This is a genomic window from Kribbella shirazensis, assembly GCF_011761605.1.
In the GTDB taxonomy this organism is placed as follows: domain Bacteria; phylum Actinomycetota; class Actinomycetes; order Propionibacteriales; family Kribbellaceae; genus Kribbella; species Kribbella shirazensis.
This window is the reverse complement of the sequence record NZ_JAASRO010000001.1, coordinates 2,949,519-2,966,947: the sequence shown is the minus strand read 5'-3', so window position 1 is coordinate 2,966,947 and position 17,429 is coordinate 2,949,519. Positions and strand designations below refer to the sequence as shown.

The 17,429-nt window shown below is 70.0% G+C and carries 19 protein-coding genes and 1 pseudogene; 9 read left to right on the top strand and 11 right to left on the bottom strand.

What is annotated here, in order from left to right:
• Nucleotide 1: 1 nt before the first annotated feature.
• The 3 genes from BJY22_RS14665 (at nt 2) to BJY22_RS14655 (ending at nt 3,097) form a co-directional block, all read left to right on the top strand.
• Nucleotides 2–547: a GNAT family N-acetyltransferase gene (locus tag BJY22_RS14665; RefSeq protein WP_167207134.1), complete on the top strand. Its 546-nt coding sequence runs from the start codon at nt 2–4 to the stop codon at nt 545–547.
• Nucleotides 548–566: 19 nt separating this feature from the next.
• Nucleotides 567–1,742 (top strand): glycogen synthase, encoded by a 1,176-nt coding sequence (glgA, locus tag BJY22_RS14660; protein ID WP_167207132.1) that lies wholly within the window; start codon nt 567–569, stop codon nt 1,740–1,742.
• A 71-nt stretch (nt 1,743–1,813) separates the two neighbouring features.
• Complete coding sequence (locus BJY22_RS14655; protein ID WP_167207130.1) at nt 1,814–3,097, top strand: alpha/beta hydrolase; 1,284 nt, start codon at nt 1,814–1,816, stop codon at nt 3,095–3,097.
• Here BJY22_RS14655 and BJY22_RS14650 read toward each other — a convergent pair.
• On the bottom strand, nt 3,069–3,932 hold the full coding sequence (locus BJY22_RS14650) for a helix-turn-helix domain-containing protein (RefSeq protein ID WP_167207128.1): 864 nt from the start codon (nt 3,930–3,932) through the stop codon (nt 3,069–3,071). The two genes, BJY22_RS14655 and BJY22_RS14650, sit on opposite strands and share 29 nt — an antisense overlap.
• A 103-nt stretch (nt 3,933–4,035) precedes the next feature.
• On the opposite strand from BJY22_RS14650, the gene BJY22_RS14645 reads away from it, so the two are divergent.
• On the top strand, nt 4,036–4,890 hold the full coding sequence (locus tag BJY22_RS14645) for an oxidoreductase (protein ID WP_167207125.1): 855 nt from the start codon (nt 4,036–4,038) through the stop codon (nt 4,888–4,890).
• Between the two features lie 149 nt (nt 4,891–5,039).
• Here the strand turns inward: BJY22_RS14645 and BJY22_RS14640 are convergent, their stop codons facing one another.
• The 3 genes from BJY22_RS14640 to BJY22_RS14630 form a co-directional block, all read right to left on the bottom strand.
• Nucleotides 5,040–5,996 (bottom strand): type IV toxin-antitoxin system AbiEi family antitoxin domain-containing protein, encoded by a 957-nt coding sequence (locus tag BJY22_RS14640; RefSeq protein WP_167207123.1) that lies wholly within the window; start codon nt 5,994–5,996, stop codon nt 5,040–5,042.
• A gap of 187 nt (nt 5,997–6,183) precedes the next feature.
• A complete protein-coding gene (locus tag BJY22_RS14635) occupies nt 6,184–7,704 on the bottom strand; it encodes a M17 family peptidase N-terminal domain-containing protein (RefSeq protein ID WP_167207121.1) in 1,521 nt (506 codons plus the stop codon).
• A gap of 167 nt (nt 7,705–7,871) precedes the next feature.
• A complete protein-coding gene (locus BJY22_RS14630; protein ID WP_012923066.1) occupies nt 7,872–8,039 on the bottom strand; it encodes a DUF3117 domain-containing protein in 168 nt (55 codons plus the stop codon).
• Between the two features lie 176 nt (nt 8,040–8,215).
• On the opposite strand from BJY22_RS14630, the gene BJY22_RS14625 reads away from it, so the two are divergent.
• The 5 genes and pseudogenes from BJY22_RS14625 (at nt 8,216) to BJY22_RS41645 (ending at nt 11,154) form a co-directional block, all read left to right on the top strand.
• Nucleotides 8,216–9,034 (top strand): PaaX family transcriptional regulator C-terminal domain-containing protein, encoded by an 819-nt coding sequence (locus BJY22_RS14625; RefSeq protein WP_167207119.1) that lies wholly within the window; start codon nt 8,216–8,218, stop codon nt 9,032–9,034.
• A gap of 55 nt (nt 9,035–9,089) precedes the next feature.
• Entirely contained in the window at nt 9,090–9,881 is a 792-nt protein-coding gene (locus BJY22_RS14620; RefSeq protein ID WP_167207117.1) for an enoyl-CoA hydratase/isomerase family protein, read from the top strand.
• A 93-nt stretch (nt 9,882–9,974) separates the two neighbouring features.
• The gene (locus tag BJY22_RS14615) at nt 9,975–10,415 is read left to right on the top strand and encodes a hypothetical protein (protein WP_167207115.1); all 441 of its coding nucleotides are present in this window, start codon (nt 9,975–9,977) and stop codon (nt 10,413–10,415) included.
• Nucleotides 10,373–10,534: pseudogene (locus BJY22_RS43290) on the top strand (hypothetical protein); the annotation flags it as partial. The gene BJY22_RS14615 and the pseudogene BJY22_RS43290, both read left to right, overlap by 43 nt.
• A gap of 380 nt (nt 10,535–10,914) precedes the next feature.
• Complete coding sequence (locus BJY22_RS41645; RefSeq protein ID WP_238350362.1) at nt 10,915–11,154, top strand: hypothetical protein; 240 nt, start codon at nt 10,915–10,917, stop codon at nt 11,152–11,154.
• A gap of 191 nt (nt 11,155–11,345) precedes the next feature.
• Here the strand turns inward: BJY22_RS41645 and BJY22_RS14605 are convergent, their stop codons facing one another.
• The 7 genes from BJY22_RS14605 to BJY22_RS14575 are packed head-to-tail and all read right to left on the bottom strand — an operon-like array spanning nt 11,346 to nt 17,429.
• Nucleotides 11,346–11,906, bottom strand: a complete 561-nt coding sequence (locus tag BJY22_RS14605) for a DNA-3-methyladenine glycosylase I (protein ID WP_167207113.1) — start codon at nt 11,904–11,906, stop codon at nt 11,346–11,348.
• Nucleotides 11,903–12,376, bottom strand: coding sequence for an SRPBCC family protein (locus BJY22_RS14600; RefSeq protein ID WP_167207111.1), 474 nt, complete (start codon nt 12,374–12,376; stop codon nt 11,903–11,905). The genes BJY22_RS14605 and BJY22_RS14600 overlap by 4 nt, the downstream gene beginning before the upstream one ends.
• Nucleotides 12,376–14,070 carry a DivIVA domain-containing protein gene (locus tag BJY22_RS14595; RefSeq protein ID WP_238350978.1) on the bottom strand — a complete coding sequence of 565 codons (1,695 nt, stop codon included), beginning with the start codon at nt 14,068–14,070 and terminating at the stop codon, nt 12,376–12,378. The genes BJY22_RS14600 and BJY22_RS14595 overlap by 1 nt, the downstream gene beginning before the upstream one ends.
• Before the next feature lie 55 nt (nt 14,071–14,125).
• Nucleotides 14,126–14,983 carry an LOG family protein gene (locus tag BJY22_RS14590; RefSeq protein ID WP_167207106.1) on the bottom strand — a complete coding sequence of 286 codons (858 nt, stop codon included), beginning with the start codon at nt 14,981–14,983 and terminating at the stop codon, nt 14,126–14,128.
• A gap of 37 nt (nt 14,984–15,020) precedes the next feature.
• Nucleotides 15,021–16,088 (bottom strand): succinyl-diaminopimelate desuccinylase, encoded by a 1,068-nt coding sequence (gene dapE / locus BJY22_RS14585; protein ID WP_167207104.1) that lies wholly within the window; start codon nt 16,086–16,088, stop codon nt 15,021–15,023.
• Nucleotides 16,088–16,774, bottom strand: coding sequence for a VOC family protein (locus BJY22_RS14580; protein WP_167207102.1), 687 nt, complete (start codon nt 16,772–16,774; stop codon nt 16,088–16,090). The genes dapE and BJY22_RS14580 overlap by 1 nt, the downstream gene beginning before the upstream one ends.
• 10 nt (nt 16,775–16,784) lie before the next feature.
• Nucleotides 16,785–17,429, bottom strand: a complete 645-nt coding sequence (locus BJY22_RS14575) for a CGNR zinc finger domain-containing protein (protein WP_167207100.1) — start codon at nt 17,427–17,429, stop codon at nt 16,785–16,787.

Genomic DNA, 17,429 nt, shown 5'->3' with positions numbered 1-17,429 from the left:
GATGCCGATCCTCATCGTTCCGTCCGTCGCCGTTCACCGTTCGTTTCTCGCGGCCTGGGACGAGCTCGGTCCGGATCATGAGCGCTGGATGGGCGCGCGGTCGATCGCCGGCGCCGAGGAGGAGTGGACCCGTGACCAGGCCGCGGACCCGGCCGAGTTCGCCCGGCTGGTGGCCGCGATCAGGTCCGAGGCCGAGCCGTCGACCGAGCTGGCGCCGGGCCTGGTCCACCAGACCGTGCTGTGGTTCGTCGACGGCGTCGAGTTCCTCGGCCGGCTCTCGGTCCGGCACGAGCTGACCCCGGCGCTCACCGAGGTCGGCGGCCACATCGGGTACTGCGTCCGTCCGTCGGCGCGCCGCCGCGGGTACGCGACCCAGATGCTCGTCCAGTCGCTCCCGATCGCCGCGCGGCTCGGGATCGAGCCGGCGCTGGTGACCTGCGACGCGGACAATGCCGGATCGCGCAAGGTGATCGAGGCGGCTGGTGGCGAACTGGAAGACGAACGACACGGAAAGCTGCGCTTCTGGGTGCCGACACAGCTCACGTGATGACCTATGGTCGGAGCTTATGAAGGTCGCCATCCTGACGCGTGAGTTCCCTCCGGACGTGTACGGCGGAGCGGGGGTGCACGTGGACTTCCTGGTCCGCGAGCTGCGCCGGCTGATCGACGTGGACGTGCACTGCATGGGCGAGCCGCGCCAGGGCGCGACCGCGCACTCCGAGGACGATCCGCGGATACCGAGCGCGAACGCGGCGCTGCGCATCCTCTCCACCGACCTGACCATGACGGCCGCGGTCGGCGACGCTCAGCTGGTGCACTCGCACACCTGGTACGCGAACATGGCAGGACATTGGGCCAAGCTGCTGTACGACGTACCGCATGTGGTGACCGCGCACTCGCTGGAGCCGCGCCGCCCGTGGAAGGCGGAGCAGCTGGGCGGCGGCTACCGGTTGTCGAGCTGGGCCGAGCGGACGTCGTACGAGGCAGCCGACGCCGTGGTCGCGGTGAGTCGCGGGATGCGTGACGACGTCCTCGACTGCTACCCGTCGATCGACCCGGCTCGCGTGCACGTGATTTCCAACGGTATCGATGCCGACTTCTACCGCCCCGACCCGGCGACGCACGTGCTCGAGCGGCTGGGCGTCGACCTGAGCCGCCCGTACGTGACCTTCGTCGGCCGGATCACCCGGCAGAAGGGCGTACCGCACCTGCTCCGGGCAGGCCTGCGGCTGGACCCGTCCGTGCAGCTCGTGCTGCTCGCCGGAGCGGCCGACACGGTCGAGTTGAAGGCCGAGACCGACGCGCTGATCGACGACCTCAAGGCCGCCCGCGACGGCGTGTTCGTGGTGTCCGAGATGTTGCCGCGCGAGGAGGTCCGGCAGGTCCTGACACACGCGCTGGCGTTCTGCTGCCCGTCGATCTACGAGCCGCTCGGCATCGTCAACCTGGAGGCGATGGCCTGCGAGACCGCGGTCGTCGCGAGCGCGGTCGGCGGCATCCCCGAGGTGGTCGACGACGGCGTCACCGGCATCCTGGTGCCGTACGACGAGAACGACACGGACGCGTTCGAGCGCGGACTCGCGGAAGGTATCAACCAACTCGTCGACAACCCGGCCAAGGCCGAGGAAATGGGCAAGGCCGGCCGCGAACGCGCCGTCTCCGAGTTCGGCTGGGACGCCGTCGCGAACCGCACCGTCGAGCTCTACACGAGCCTCCTGACCACCGCCGGCGCACCCGGGTAGGGGAAACCCCACCCGGGTCTCGGGGCCTCGCACCCTTCACCGGGCGGACCGGCGACGATTGGGTTGCGGGTATGACTTCTCGCCTGACGAAGACCGTCGCCGCCACCCTCGCGACCGCCGCCCTGCTCGCCTACCCGGCGTCCGCCTTCGCCGCAGTGACCCACCCGGCGTCCAGCCTCGCGGCAGTCCGCCAACCTGCTGACGCTTTCGCGGCCGTGAGCGACCCTGCCCACTCCACAGTCCTGGGCATCCGCGGAGCAGTCGTCTCGGCAACCCCGATCGCGCACCTGACAGCGGCTCAGCTCGACGCGGCGGCCGCCGCGTTCCCCGGTGCGCCACGGGCGTCGTACGGCGTCACGGCGTACCGCTTGATCTATCGGACCATCGACCACGACGGGCGGCCGACGACGGCGAGTGGGATCGTCGTCCTGCCGGACGGGCGCCGCGGCGCGCTCACCGTCGTGGAGTACCTGCACGGGACCAACGCGACGAAGGCGTATGCCGCGTCGGTCGACGACGCCTCGACGGATCGGCTGGTCACGGCGCTGTTCGCCGGGCAGGGACTCGTCGGCGTGGCGCCGGACTACCTGGGCCTCGGGCTGGGCCCGGGCCGGCATCCGTACGTCGACACGAAGACCGAGACCACGGCCTCGGCCGACCTCCTGCTGGCGGCCCGGACGTTCGCGGCCAGGTACGGCGTAGCGCTGAAGCGGGACGTGCTGGTCACCGGGTTCTCACAGGGCGGCCGGGCGTCGCTCGCGTTCGGCCGCGCGCTGAGCCGCGGGGAGGTCGGCCCGTTCCGTCTCGGTGAGATCCGGGCGGTCGCCGGGCCGTACGACCTGCTCGGTGCCGAACTGCCCGCGGCCTGGGACGGTCGCGTCCTCCCGGCGACCGCGACCTTCTACCTCGCGTACTTCGTGACGTCCTGGAACCGGACCGTCGGGTTGTACGACGATCCGCGCGAGGCGTTCCGGGCGCCGTACGCGACAACGGTCGAAGGCCTGTTCGACGGTACGCACACCGACGAGGAGATCGTGGCTGGGCTGCCGGACTCGCCGGAGAAGCTGTTCACGCCGGAGTTCGCGGAACGGTTGCAGCACCCGAGCGGACGGTTCCTGCGGGCGTTGCGCGCCGCCGACCGGGTGTGCGAGGACTGGACCCCGCGCGTCCCGGTTCGTCTCTACAGCGGAACCGGGGACACCGACGTGGTGGCCGCGAACGCCGACTCGTGTGCGAGCTCGCTCGTGGCGCGGGGTGCGGACGTGACCGTGCACTCGATGGGTGCGGTGGACCACGCGGGCACGGCGTTCGCGGCGTACCCGCAGATCATTCGGGCCTACGCTCGCTGGGCCTGACGTTTCGCGCGGCGGCCTCGTCGGTCGAGGCGACGAGGCTGCCGAGGAGGGCGAGGAGCTCCGCGTCGCGTGATCCGGGCGTGGCGTGGAAGACGACCAGGGTCATGTTGTCGGTCCCGCTGACGGTGAGCTTGTCGCTCTGCAAGGCGATGTCGCCCACCTCGGGATGCGTCAGCAGGCTCACCCGGCCACGGCGCGGCCGGACGTCGTGCCGGGCCCACAGCTGCCGGAAACGCTCGCTGCGCACCGAGAGATCACCGACCAGCTCCTTCAGCCGCGCATCGTCGACGTTCGACCCGAGCTCGGACCGGAGAGCGCCGACGCCTTCCTCCGTCAGCTCCTCCCAGTCGCGGCGCAGCGTTCGCTCGACCGGGTCGAGGAGAACTGCGGTGAGCAGGTTGACCCCGACGGCATAGTTCGGCGAGAGCGCCGCGCAGAGCGGGTTGACCGCCAGGACGTCGGTGTACCTGTTCTGCACGTACGCCGGGTTGTCCGGCCACCCGTTGATCAGTTCGACGATGCTGTCCGGCGCCTGCTCGATGCGCGGCCGCGGGGCGGGCCGTTCCTGGGCAAGACCGATGAGGTACGCCGTCGCGTCGGCGTCGAGACGCAGTACGGCGGCCAGCGACTCGAGGACCTGCACCGACGGGTTGCGGTCGCGGCCCTGCTCGAGGCGGAGGTAGTAGTCCGAACTGATGCCGGCGAGCATCGCGACCTCCTCACGCCGCAGCCCGGGTACGCGGCGCAGGCCGATGCTCCGGATACCGACGTCCTCTGGCCGCACCTGTTCGCGCCGCGCCCGGAGGTAGTCGCCCAGCGCGTTCGTACTCTCCATGACGTCCACGGTAGACCGGGTACGCAGCCGCAGCCTGTGTCCTGTCACTACCAGGAACAGCGGGGCACTCCCTGTCCGGTGCACGCCGACGAACAGTGGAGACATGACGAACTCAACCATCACCCTCGCCGAGGACCTGACCATCACCCGGATGGGGTACGGCGCGATGCAGCTGGCCGGCCCCGGTGTCTTCGGACCGCCGAAGGACCGCGACCAGGCGATCGCCGTACTGCGGGAGGCCGTCGACCTCGGCGTCACGCATATCGACACCAGCGACTTCTACGGACCGACCGTGGTCAACGAGATCATCAAGGAGGCCCTGCACCCGTACCCGGCCGACCTGCACCTGGTCACCAAGGTCGGCGCCCGCCGCGGCGACGACGCCTCGTGGCTCCCCGCGCAGACACCGGTCGAGCTCAAGGCGCAGGTCCACGGGAACCTCGAGCACCTGGGCCTCGACGTCCTCGACGTGGTCAACCTCCGCAGCATGGCGAACGAAGGCCGTAGCGAGGAGTCGATCGCCGAGGCCTTCACCACCCTGGCCGAGCTGCAGCAGGAGGGCCTGATCAAGCATCTCGGCCTGAGCAGCGTCACGATCCCGCAGATCCGCGAGGCGCAGGCCATCGCCCCGATCGTGACCGTCCAGAACCTCTACAACCTGGTGAACCGCCAGGACGACGACATCGTCGAGTACTGCGCCGAGCACACCATCGCCTTCGCGTCGTTCTTCCCGCTCGGCGGATTCACCCCGCTCCAGTCCGAGACGCTGCAGAAGGTCGCCGCCCGCCTCGGCGCCACACCCCAGCAGGTCGCCCTCGCCTGGCTCCTCCAGCGCTCCACGACGAGCGTCGTCATCCCCGGCACGTCCTCACTCACCCACCTCCGCGAGAACATCGCCGCCCGCGACCTGCTCCTCCCACCCGACGCAGTCACCGAACTAGACGCGATCGCCCCCTGACGTAGCTTCGTGGTTGCACCCTCTCGCATCTCGTGGGTCCACCCGCCAGATGCAGGGTTTGCGCCCGAGATCCCGGCCGCAAACCCTGCATCTCGGACGTCAACCCACCAAAGTCCACGGAGCGGTCGGGGTGCTGGTCGGGAGTGATGTCAGCCGGCGAGCGGGGTACGGCGTGCTCGGGCGAACGCCTGCCGGATGCGCAGCGCCGTACGGGCCGGATGATCGAGATCGGCCCAGGTGAGTCGAACGACCTCGAGCCCCAGGGCCCGGAGCCTGTCCTCCCGCAACTTCTCGCCGATCAGGGCCTCGCGCGTCGCCTCGCCGTACTTCACCAGGCCGTCGAACTCGACGACCGTGTTGTACTCGGGGAAGTAGAGATCCACTCGGCCAACAAATCCATCGGCATCGACGAACTCCGCCTGGAGCACGGGCTTCGGCAAGCCCTCGTTGTGGATGAGGACGCGCAAGCGGCTCTCACCGACGGACTCGGCCAGCGAGTCGGTGAAGTCGAGCACCGCGCGAATCGTGGGTCCACCGGGCCAGTTGTGCGTGACCTCGCGCAGTCGCCGCAGGTCGTCCTCGCTCACCTCCGGTCGCCGGAACGCCGCGTCGGCACTGACCACCGCCGCTTCGAAGGTGCACGTCGCCGCGACCTCGACCACGGCGCGGGTCAACGCCGTCACGGGGAGCCCAGCAACGTTCGTCACATCCACGGCGGCCAGTCTTGACCGGTGGTGACGCACACCGGTCTTCGGTCCGCTCCGGCCACCCGACGTACGTGTCAGTTGAACCTCGGACAGATCCACCTTCCAGACCGGCACTCCATGCATGACGAGCGCGGAGTGGTGGCTCACGACTGCGGACCCGGGGCGCATCGAGTTCATCGCAGCATGAACCAGGCGCCGGTGATGGAGGACGTGGCGCTCCCAGGCCGGCACATCGCTCAGGTCCGAGCGCTCGGCGTACTGCCCGTACCGCACCCGCTCCCAACGCCCGTCCGTCAGACGACGGGCGATCTGCTCCCGGGTGTACCCGGCGTACCTCGCCTGAGCCCTGCTGACCACGCCGCCCTGCCCGGCCGCGATTGCCTTCAGTCGAGGATTCACCCGACCAGCATCAACTCCACCACCCCTTGCCCGCCTCCCCAGTACCGCTACCTGTGGATAACCCTCTCGTGGGTCGACCCACCAGATGCAGGGTTTGCGTCCGGGATCCGGGTCCCAAACCCTGCATCTCGGACGTCAACCCACGAGAGGCAGGTGTGGAGCGGGGTAAGGCGGGGCCGAGGGCTGTCTACGCTCCGATGCCCGCGGTTGGGGTGTCGGCGGTGAGCCAGGTGGTGAGGAGGCGGGCGCCGGCGCCGGTCGCGCCGACGGAGTACTCGAAGCGGTCGGACGGGGACTCCGCGATCGACGACAGGTCGAGGTGCGCCCACGGGATGTCGCCGGCGAAGGCCTTCAGGAACAGGGCGGCGGTGATGGAGCCGGGGCCCTTCGAGCTGTTCACCGAGTCCGCGATCGGCGTGGAGATCAGCTCCTCGTACTCGGCCGGGAGCGGCATCCGCCACAGTTCCTCACCGGACACCCGGCCGGCGTCCGCGAGGTTGTCCGCCAGCGCGTCGTCGGTGGCGAACATTCCGCCGTACAGCATCGCGCCGAGCGAGACCTTGATCGCGCCGGTGAGCGTGGCGATGTCGACGAGGACGTCCGGTTTGAGCTCCTGCACGGCGTACGCGAGCCCGTCCGCGAGCACCAGCCGGCCCTCGGCGTCGGTGTTCTTCACCTCGGTGGTGCGGCCGCCGAAGTGCCGGATCACGTCGTCCGGGCGGTACGCCGAACCGGACGGCATGTTCTCCGCAGCGCAGATCAGGCCGGTCACGCGGACGTTCGCGCCGAGGTCACGCAGGGCGGACATCGTGGCGATGACCGAGCCGCCGCCGGTCATGTCGCGCTTCATCGGCACCATGCCCTCGCGCGGCTTCAGCGACAGGCCGCCGGTGTCGTAGGTAATGCCCTTGCCGACGAGGACGACGTACGGCGTCTTCTTGGTGGCACCGGCCGGTGCGTAGTCCAGCCGGATCAGCCGCGGCGGCCGGGCCGACCCCTGGCCGACCGCGAGGATGCCGCCGAACCCGTCGGCGGCGAGCTTCTTCTCGTCCCACACCGTCGCCACGAGACCCGTCGCCGCGGCCACCTCGGTCGCGCGCGCAGCCAGCCAGGACGGGTCCTTCTCGTTCGACGGGGTGATCGCGAACTGCCGGGCCAGCCAGCCGGTCCGCCCGACCACGACGCCGCGGTCGAGCACCGGCTGGCGCTCGGCCTCCGACCCGTCGGTCAGCGTGACGGCACCGACCGCGGGTTTGCCGGCATCGACCGTCTTCTGCGTGTACGAGAACGAGCCGAGCACGATGCCCTCGGCGAACGCCTGGAGCGCCGCGTCGTCGATGCCCTCGGCAACGACAGTGGTCAGCTCGTCCTTCCCGCGGCCGAACCGCGCGATCGCCGCCCCGGCGTGTCGCAGGTCCTTCGCGCTGCCGTCGCCGGCCCCGACCAGCAGGATCTCGGTCACGTCACCGGTCAGCAGCGGGTACGCCGTGGTGGCGCCGGCGGACGGACTGAACCCGGTCGCGCGCTGCACCTCCAGCAGCCGGTCGAGGTCGACACCGAGGCGCTCCCCGGCCTCCTTCGCGGCGGCCGGCAGACCGTCCTCGCCGGCGACGACGACCCACGTCGACGACCCGTGCACCGGCAGACCGGGCTGCCAGGTGACGGCCGGAAGACTGGGGAAAGGAGACGAACTGCTACGGCGAGCCACTAGAAGGACCTCACTGTTTGATCAAATGCGGGCTGGTTTCAGGCACAGCAAACCGTAACGACCCCGGCCGGTGCCGGAAAGGGCACCCACCGGGGTCGAGGTGATGGGCAACGGCGTGTCTCGGGAGACACGCCGTGTGGGGCGCGGAACACCCCCGGAGGATGTGGTCAGCCGACGACGGCCTTCAGTGCGTTGCCGAGCTCGGTCGCTTCGTCGGCGTTGAGCTCGACCACGAGCCGACCGCCGCCCTCGAGCGGAACCCGCATCACGATCCCGCGGCCCTCCTTGGTGACCTCGAGCGGACCATCGCCCGTCCGCGGCTTCATCGCCGCCATGCGCGCACCCCTTCCCAGTGTCGGTGTTGAGCGACGACACCGCGCGGGGAACCGTCGCCGGCGCCGTTGCGGTGATGCGCCGTCGGCGCGTATCGCAGTGTGTATCGGTGTGTGTCAGCCCCCATTATTCCCGATCACAGGCCAGAGCCGTGCACCATACGGCAGACTCGAGTCTTGTGCACGCCCGTTCAGCCCTCTTCGACCTGTACGGCGACCACCTGCGCGCGCGAGGTGCGCAGGCCCCGGTCGCGGCCCTCGTCCGGCTGCTGGCGCCGCTCGGAGTCCATCCGCCGGCGGTCCGGACGGCCGTGTCCCGGATGGTCCGGCAGGGCTGGCTGGAGCCGGTCCGGATCGACGGCCAGCCCGGATACGCATTGACCTCCCGGGCGCGTCGCCGGCTCGACGACGCGGCCGCCCGGATCTACCGCACCGCCCCGGACGGTACCCCGATGGCGGCCGGTTCCGAGGGCCCGGACGACTGGGACCGGCACTGGCATCTGGGCATCCTCCGCGAGGTCCCGAACGCCCGCCGCCGAGAGCAGCTGGCGAGCCAACTCTCCTTCCTGGGTTGGGCTCCGCTGTCCGACGGCGCGTGGGTCGGGCTGCGCAACGACGCCGAGGTTGACCAGATCCTCGAGATGGAGGGCATCGCCGCGGACCGGTTCCGGGCGCCGGTCGACGACGGGGCGCCGGCGTTCGCCCGGCGGGTCTGGAAACTCGACGAGCTCGGCGCGTCGTACGACGCCTGGCTGATCGAGGCGAAGGCACTCGTCGACGACGCGGGCCCGGACACCGGAGACGAGCAGGCGTTCGCCGTCCGGTCCGAGCTGGTGCACGAATGGCGGAAGTTCCTGTTCCGGGACCCGGGGCTGCCGGCCGAGCTGTTGCCGCAGGACTGGGCCGGGACGAAGGCGGCCGCGTTCTTCGATTTCCACGCCGAACGTCTGGGCCCCGCGGCCGGGCGTTTCGTCGACAGTTGCCTCACACCTACCTGACCAAATGCCTGACTCGGCATCGAAAATCTCACTGACCGTCAAGGAGTGGACCACGATGAGTGATTCCGTCACGTACGCCGTCTCCGCGGGCATCGCGACCATCACGCTGAACCGGCCGGACGCGATGAACGCGCTCGACACGCCGACAAAGGTGCTGCTCCGTGACACCGTCCGGGCCGCCGCGGACGATCCGGACGTACGGGTCGTCGTACTGACCGGGACCGGGCGGGCGTTCTGCGTCGGCCAGGACCTGAAGGAGCACATCGGGCTGCTGCAGGCCAACGACCACGATGCGCTGTGGAGCACGGTGCCGGACCACTTCGCGCCGATCGCGCTGGCGCTCGCCGAGATGCCGAAGCCGGTGATCGCGGCGGTGAACGGCGTGGCGGCCGGGGCGGGCGCGTCGATGGCGTTCGCGTGCGACTTCCGGATCGTGGCGGACACCGCCGGCTTCAACCTCGCGTTCACCGGCATCGCACTGTCCTGCGACACGGGCATTTCGTGGACGCTCCCCCGGCTGATCGGACACGCGAAGGCGCTCGAACTGCTCTACTTCCCGCGGACGATCCCGGCTCCGGAGGCCCTCGATCTCGGCCTCGCCACCACCGTGGTACCCGCCGCCGACCTCGAGCTCACAGTTGCTGAGCTCGCCACCAAACTGGCCGCCGGACCGACGGTCGCGTACGGCGGTGTGCGCCGGTCGCTCGGCTACTCGGCGAGCCACACGCTGGCCGAGTCTCTCGTGTTCGAGGCCGGCCAGATGCAGCTCACCGGGGACACCGAGGACCACCAGAACGCGGTCGCCTCCTTCGTCGCAAAGCAGAAGCCCACGTTCAACGGCCGGTGAGCCGGCTCTTGTAATCGTTTACGTAAGCGATTACAGGGTACGACGAATCCACGCGCGCTACCCGCCGGCGATCGCGCTCATGCCGGACGCACCGTGGAGCAGCCGGGCGTGTTCGGCGCCGGGATCGTGCTCAGCCCGGCGGTGTACGTCCCGTTGCCGCCGAGCGACTCCAGCACGCGCGATTTCGGTGCCTTCGGCAAGGGCAAGGACCCGTTCGTCGAGGCGACGTACCTGAAGCTCAACTGGCCGACGGCGCTGAAGTCGTTCGCCGCGAGCGGGCTGCGGTCGCATCTCTACATCGCGGTCGGCGACGACGAGTACAAGAACCCGAAGGCGATCGACGCCACCCACGATCTCGACTTCGAGGCGGACGTGGTGTTCAACCAGGCGGCGCGGGTGCCGAACCTGACGTCGGAGTTCCGGGTCGTCGACGGCGGGATCGCTACTGATGCCTCAGGCAACGTTTATCAGCGGTCGCGGCGGCGGGTGCGCTGGACGGGCAGCCGTACGCGGGCGGGACGGATGTCGCGCTGACGAAGTACCGGGCCGACCGGTCGCGGGAGTGGACGCGGACGCTGGGAACGAGCGGGACGGAGCGCGCGTACGGCGTCGCGGTCGACGCCGACGGGCGGGTCGTGGTCACCGGCTCCACGAACGGCGATCTGGACGGGACGCACGCGGGCAACACCACGGACGACGCGTTCGTCGCGCAGTACGACGCTGCTGGGAATCGGCGGTGGGTGACGCAGTTCGGCGTACCAGAGGTTGCGGATCGCAGCTACTCGGTGGCCGTTGACGGGACGGCGGTGTACGTCGGCGGTTACACGAAGGGTGCGTTGGGCGGCGCGAACCTGGGCGACAAGGACGTGTTCGTCGCGCGGCTCGCTGTGGACGGGAAGCAGGTGTGGCTGCAGCAGACCGGGAGTGCGGGCGAGGACAAGGTCATGGCGGTCGCGGTGTCGGGCGGATCGGTGTACCTCGGCGGGATGAGCGGTGGATGCGGGCGGTGCGGTGTGCGTCGGGGGCTTCACGGATGGTGCGTTGGAGAGTCCGCTCGGGAAAGTTCGACGGCGTACTGGCGAAGTACTCGGCGGATCGCACGCGCAGCTGGACGCGGCAGTTCGGTACGGCGGACGACGACGCGGCGGATGCCTACGCCGAAGCGAACCTGTACCTCACCGTGACGCCGGACGGCACCCAGCTGAGCGGCCTCACCGGGACCGATGTGTTCCGCACGCGCTTCACCTCTGACGGCCCGAATACCCTGCCCTAGAACGTTTGGTGGGCTCCACGACCGCGTTCCGGCCGGGCGAGTCACGGCCGGACAACCACCTGACAGTCGGGGAGCCCGCTGAACACCTCATCACGTTCAGTGGCCGGAACACAACTCGTTCAGCCGTTTGTCTTTTGTTTTCGGCAAAGTTCCTTTTGCATATGCAAAAGGCACCTGCACGTGCACGAGATTTACCGGGCTATACAGGTCTTCAAGTGGTCGTTCACGATGCCGGTGGCCTGCATCAACGCGTACGCCGTGGTGGGTCCGACGAACACGAAACCCTTCTTCTTCAGCGTCTTCGACATGGCCACGGACTCCGGCGTCGTGGCCGGTACGTCGGCGAGCGTCCGCGGCGCCTTGTGCTTCGCGGGCCGGAACGACCAGAGCAACTCGGTGAACTCACCGGGCGCGAGCTCGAGCAGCGCGCGGGCGTTGGAGATCGTGGCGTTGATCTTCAACCGGTTCCGGACGATGCCGGTGTCGGCCATCAGGCGCTCGAAGTCGGCCTCGTCGTACTTCGCGATCACCTCGGGGTCGAAGTGCGCGAACGCGGCGCGGAAGTTCTCCCGCTTCCGCAGGATCGTGATCCAGGACAGCCCCGACTGGAACCCCTCGAGCGTCATCCGCTCGAACAGCCCGACGTCGTCGCGGATCTCCTTGCCCCACTCGTTGTCGTGATACTCCACGTACTCCGGCGCGGAGGTCGCCCAGCCGCACCGCACGACACCGTCCGGTCCGACATCGCTCATGCCCCGACCTCCCTGACCAGCCGCCGCAACGAGATCCGCATCATCGCCTCGAACACCGGCCGGACCACCGGCCAGACGAACACACCGACCCGCCCGAACGGCGGGACGACATCCTCGGACCAGGTGAAGCCGCTTCCGGCAGGCGCCGAGGACGCTGCCGTGGAGCTGGCCGGCTCGATGGCGAACGTGCCGGTGCCGCGGACGATCTTGCCGAGGTGTTTCACCGTGCACTCGCGTGGTGGATCCCAGTGGGTGATGACCATGTGGTCAGTGAACCCGACGCCACCGACAGAAGTCCGCGCGGCGACCCCGCCGCCGATGCCCGTGCCGCCGTTCGCGGTCGCCCAGACGCGGGTGAACAGCATCCAGCGGGACTGCCGATCCCAGTCCATCACCACGTCCCACGCGTTGTCAGGCGCCAGCGACAACCAGACCGACGCCTCCGCGTGACAGCTCCTTGGGGTGGCCATCAGCTGGGTCGCTGATAGGTTCCTTCGCCCTGCTGATCCGCCGGCGGCCAGAACCGCCACCCTTCCTCATCCCCGGCCGAGCCGTTCGCTGACCCGTTCGTCGCTCCGTTAGCCGCCGGGTCACCCGACCGCTCCGTCTGCCCACCCTGCTGGCTCTGCTGGCTCTGCTGGCTCTCCTGCTGGGCCTGCTGGCTCTGCTGGCTCGGTTGGGTTTGCTGCTGGGCCTGCTCCGACTGCTGCGGCTCACCAGGCTGCTGCTGTGGGGCTGGTGCAGTTGTCGGGTGCGTGTCGGCACCTTCCGTGTGCGATGCGGGCGCCGGCTGAGCCGTCCAGTGGGTGGCTGCCTGCTGGACGTCCACGGCAGCCTGCTCGGGCTGCTGAGGTGCCGGCTGCTCCGGCGGACGCTGGCTGTTGACGAGCGCGTCGTACTGCTGGGCTGGGGTCAGCGGGGCCGAGGCGCCGGACGGCTGGTCGGAGGCCTGGGGCGGCTGCTCTCGCGTCGGCGCTTGCTGGGGCTCTTGCTGGGGCTGCTGGGTGGGGGCCGGCTGGTACGGGGCCGGGGTGCGGCGAGGAGTGACGGGTTGGGACTGGGCCTCGAGTACGGCGCGGGCCTCGGCCTGCAGACGCTCGTACTCGTCGGCGGCCGCACGACTCGCGGACGGCAACTCCGACGTCGCCGGCTCGTCCTCAGCACCCCACGCGCCGGGCCCGGCAACCGCGCCGGAGTGAGCGACCGGACCTGCGCCGGACTGACCAACCGATCCCGCGCCAGGCTGACCCGCGGATCCCGCACCGGGCCGAGCACCCGAGCCCTCGCCAGACTCAGCGCCGGCGCCCGCACCCGGCTGAGTCGCCTCAACACCAGGCTGCGGCGCGTCCGCACCATGCTGAGCGCCCATGCCCGCACCGGACTGAGCGTCCGTCACCGCACCCGGCTGAGTTGTCCCCGCGCCGGACTGAGTGCCCGCGCCCGACTGAGTGCCCGCGCCCGACTGAGTGCCTACGCCCGACTGGGTGCCTGCACCGGACTGGGTGTCCGCGTCGGGCTGGGTGCCTGCGCCGGACTGAGTGCCTGCGCCGGACTGAGTGCCTGCGCCGGACTGAGTGCCTGCGCCGGACTGAGTGCCTGCGCCGGACTGAGTGCCTGCGCCGGACTGGGTGCCTGCGTCGGGGTCAGCGGGCGTGTCGGCGCCGGGCTGGGGCGCGTTCGCTCCGGCCTGACTGGCCGGGTCCTCGCTGGGCTGGGGTGTGTCGGTGGCGGGTGGTTCGGGTGTGGGGTCGTTCGACTGGTCCGCGGGCTCAGGCTCGGGGAACTCTCCGCCGACCAGGATCGGCGGCTGGGTGCCGGTGTCCTCGAACTCGGCGGGGTCGTACGGCGCCGACGTGAAGCCGTGGCCCTCGGGCGAGTCGACGATCGGGGCGACCGCACGCTCCAGGTCCGCGATCCGGCGGTCGCGTTCGGCGACCTCCTTCGCGACACGTTCGAGCAGCGAGTCGACCTCGTCCATCCGGTAGCCGCGCACCCCGACCGCGAACCGCGCCGACTCGATATCGGTCGCGGTGAGCGCCTGCCGCGCCGGCACGGTCATGTCGGGCCGGTCGTCGTACGCCGTACTCATGGCACCCCAACGCCCCGAGGCCACTACCGCGACAGCCCCGATCAACAGCACCACGATCAGCCCGAAGAACCACATCACGGGACCGATCGTGCCATGCCCGGCGAGTCAACCGCACAATCACCCAGAGTTTTCAGCTTCCGTCCGAGCCGAGGCGGCGGGCGCGGGATGCCGGGGTGCTCGCTTCGCCGACGTCGCGGGCGGCTTCCTCGGCGGCTTCCTCGGCCGCGGCGTCGGCCAGTTCACCGGCCTTCATGATGTAGCTGATCGCCTCGTCGACGTCGTCGGTGACGATGAACATGTCCAGGTCGGCGGCCGAGATCTTGCCGTCCTCGAGCATCGTCGTCCGCAGCCAGTCGACCAGGCCGCCCCAGTACGACGTACCGAACAGCACGACCGGGAACGACGTGACCTTCCGCGTCTGCGCCAGTGTGAGCGCCTCGAACAGCTCGTCCAGCGTGCCGAACCCGCCCGGCATCACCACGAACCCCTGGGCGTACTTCACGAACATCGTCTTCCGGGTGAAGAAGTACCGGAAGTTCATCCCGATGTCGACCCACTCGTTGAGGCCGTTCTCGAAGGGCAGCTCGATGCCGAGCCCGACCGACACGCCGCCGGCCTCGGACGCGCCCTTGTTCGCGGCCTCCATCACCCCCGGCCCGCCGCCGGTGATGACGGCGTACCCGGCCTCGACCAGCTTCCGCCCGAACTCCTCGGCGGCGACGTACATCGGGTCGTCCTGCTTGGTCCGCGCCGACCCGAAGACGCTGATCGCCGCCCCGAGTTCGGCCAGCATGCCGAATCCCTCGATGAACTCCGACTGGATCCGCAGCACCCGCCAGGGATCGGTGTGCACCCAGTCCGACGGCCCGCGGCTGTCCAGCAGCCGCTGCTCGGACGTGGACTGCTGCACCTGCTTGCGCCGCATCACGATCGGCCCGCGCTGCTGCTGGCCGACCGGACGGTCGGGGTGGATCGATGGTTCTGACATGCCCCCAGGTTATTGCCTGAGCGGTAATCGGGCCTGGCTAGGCGCGGTCTGTCAACCAAGTCCTCAGCCGCTGTTCACACAGCTCGATCTCCACTTCGGGCACGAACTCGTCCTGCTTGTGCGCGTACAGCGGGTCCCCCGGCCCGTAGTTCACCGCCGGTACGCCGAGCAGCGTGAACCGCGCCACGTCCGTCCACCCGAACTTCGGCTGCGGCTCTCCCCCCACCACCTGCAAGAACGCCGCCGCGGCCGGCCGGCCCAGTCCGGGCAGCCCGCCCGGGGCGGAGTCCGTGACGGTCACGTCGTACCCCTCGAAGACCTCCCGCAGATGGGCCTCGGCCTCCGCCTCGGACCGGTTCGGCGCGAAGCGGTAGTTGATCGTGACGGTGCACAGATCCGGTACGACGTTGCCGGCCACACCGCCCGTGACGGCGACCGCGTTGAGCCCTTCGCGGTACTCGAGGCCGTCGATCGGCACCCGCCGTGGCTCGTACGCCGCCAGGCGCGCGAGCACGTCGCCCGCGGCGTGGATCGCGTTGCTGCCCATCCAGGAGCGGGCCGAATGCGCGCGTTCGCCGCGGGTGGTGACCTCGATCCGCATCGTGCCCTGGCAGCCGGCCTCGACGACCGCGTTCGACGGCTCCAGTACGACCGCGAACACGCCTTCGAGCAACTCGGGGTTGGAGCGGGTCAGTTTGAACAGACCGTTCCGCTCGGCCTCGATCTCCTCGCAGTCGTAGAAGATGTACGTGACGTCGCGGTTCGGCTCGTCGAGGGTGGCGGCCAGGCGGAGCGCGACTGCCACGCCGCCCTTCATGTCGCACGCGCCGAGGCCGTGGATCAGGCCGTCGGCGCGGCGGGCAGGGAGGTTGCCGTTCAGCGGGACCGTGTCGAGATGCCCGGCGAGGACGACCCGCTCGTCGCGGCCGAGGTCGGTGCGCGCGACGACGGTGTTCCCGTGCCGGAAGACCTTCAGGTGCGGGTACGCCGAGAGCGCCTTCTCGACCTTGTCCGCGAGCTTCTCCTCCGTACCGCTGACCGAGGAGATGTTCACCAGCGCCTCGGTCAGGTCGGACGCGGACGCGGACAGGTTCAGCTTCGCCATCAGGCTTCCTTCCCGGGTGTCACGAAGACGCAGAACTCGTTGCCTTCCGGGTCGGCGCAGATGTTCCAGCCGATCTCGTCGTCCTTGGGCCGGAGCAGTGTCGCGCCCGCGTCGAGCACCGGCTGCAGGGCGGGCGCGGTGACGTCCCAGTGCACCCGGTTCTTGACCGTCTTGGGCTCCGGGACCGGGACGAAGACCCAGTACCTGAACGGCAGGCCCGGAACGTTCTCGAGCCAGTACCACGGCTTACCTGGTGTACTCGCGACCTCGCCGCCGACCAGGTCCGCCCACCAGCGCACCTGCGCCTCCGGATCGGCCGAGTCGACGACGAGTTCCATCAGCCTGTACGCCGGCACGGTGTCGCGGACGAATCCGCAGAACTCGCCGCCCTCGGGGTCCGCCATGACGGTCCAGTGCTGCTCGTCGGTCGCGGGTGTCTGCACGGTCGCGCCCGCGTGCTCGAGGTCCTCGATGGCGGCGGTGTGTACGTCGAGGTGGACGCGGTTCTTGACCGTCTTCTTCTCCGGGACCTTGCACATCCAGATGGTCTGCTCCGGGGCGTCGCCGACCAGCACGGTCGGGTTGTCCGCGGGTGTGGTCAGCCCGATGACACGGCCCCAGAACGCAGCCATCTCACTCGGTGACTCCACGTCGACGCAGAGGTCCTTGAACCGCGCAGTACTCATGACGCACAGGCTATCCGGCCGTCCGCTTCCGGTAGTGGCGGTTCACCCGCTCGCGGTTCCCGCAGGCCGGCGAGCACCAGGTCTGCCGCGGATCGTCCTGCAGGAAGTACTTCACACACCGCGCCGCCGGACACGCCCGCAGGCGCTCGCGGTCCGGGCCGGTGAGGAAGTCGATCGTCGACCGCCCGATGGCTCCGATCAGCAACTCGACAGGATCCTGCGTGCGGGACACGCGGCGCGTGACCGGTGCACCGCCGTCGGGCCACTCCAGTTCCCTGGTCCCCAGTCGGCGCGCCGCCCGGTTGACCAGGCGCAGCGCCGAGTCCACGTCCATCAGTCGATCAGCATCCGCCGTGCTGGGCGGCCCAGGCGCCACCGCCCGCGCGAACAGCGCCCGCACCGCCCGCCGCATGCGGAGCAGCTCGCCGTGGAGGACGGTGTCCGGCCTGTCCGGGACGATTTCTGGCCGATCCGGGCGCACAAACCTCCCCGACCCCCGGGCGGCGGGGTGGGTGGGGCCGAGGAGGTGGGTGACCAGGTGCTCGTGGTCCACCAGCCAGGTGGTCGCCTCCTCCGGCGTCGACAGGAGGTCCGCGATGCCGCCGTATCCGTCGTGCTTGATGGTGGTGGCGAGGGCCAGGGCAAGCGCGGTCAT

Excerpts from the sequence above, each read along its gene's own strand:
- BJY22_RS14590 (WP_167207106.1), bottom strand. The coding sequence starts at position 14,983 with ATGTCAGAACCATCGATCCACCCCGACCGTCCGGTCGGCCAGCAGCAG.
- BJY22_RS14595 (WP_238350978.1), bottom strand. The coding sequence starts at position 14,070 with ATGTGGTTCTTCGGGCTGATCGTGGTGCTGTTGATCGGGGCTGTCGCG.
- BJY22_RS14580 (WP_167207102.1), bottom strand. The coding sequence starts at position 16,774 with ATGAGTACTGCGCGGTTCAAGGACCTCTGCGTCGACGTGGAGTCACCG.
- BJY22_RS14605 (WP_167207113.1), bottom strand. The coding sequence starts at position 11,906 with ATGAGCGATGTCGGACCGGACGGTGTCGTGCGGTGCGGCTGGGCGACC.
- dapE (WP_167207104.1), bottom strand. The coding sequence starts at position 16,088 with ATGGCGAAGCTGAACCTGTCCGCGTCCGCGTCCGACCTGACCGAGGCG.
- BJY22_RS14630 (WP_012923066.1), bottom strand. The coding sequence starts at position 8,039 with ATGGCGGCGATGAAGCCGCGGACGGGCGATGGTCCGCTCGAGGTCACC.
- BJY22_RS14600 (WP_167207111.1), bottom strand. The coding sequence starts at position 12,376 with ATGGCCACCCCAAGGAGCTGTCACGCGGAGGCGTCGGTCTGGTTGTCG.
- BJY22_RS14665 (WP_167207134.1), top strand. The coding sequence starts at position 2 with ATGCCGATCCTCATCGTTCCGTCCGTCGCCGTTCACCGTTCGTTTCTC.
- BJY22_RS41645 (WP_238350362.1), top strand. The coding sequence starts at position 10,915 with ATGGTGCGTTGGAGAGTCCGCTCGGGAAAGTTCGACGGCGTACTGGCG.
- BJY22_RS14645 (WP_167207125.1), top strand. The coding sequence starts at position 4,036 with ATGACGAACTCAACCATCACCCTCGCCGAGGACCTGACCATCACCCGG.
- BJY22_RS14620 (WP_167207117.1), top strand. The coding sequence starts at position 9,090 with ATGAGTGATTCCGTCACGTACGCCGTCTCCGCGGGCATCGCGACCATC.
- BJY22_RS14655 (WP_167207130.1), top strand. The coding sequence starts at position 1,814 with ATGACTTCTCGCCTGACGAAGACCGTCGCCGCCACCCTCGCGACCGCC.
- BJY22_RS14650 (WP_167207128.1), bottom strand. The coding sequence starts at position 3,932 with ATGGAGAGTACGAACGCGCTGGGCGACTACCTCCGGGCGCGGCGCGAA.
- glgA (WP_167207132.1), top strand. The coding sequence starts at position 567 with ATGAAGGTCGCCATCCTGACGCGTGAGTTCCCTCCGGACGTGTACGGC.
- BJY22_RS14575 (WP_167207100.1), bottom strand. The coding sequence starts at position 17,429 with ATGACCGCGCTTGCCCTGGCCCTCGCCACCACCATCAAGCACGACGGA.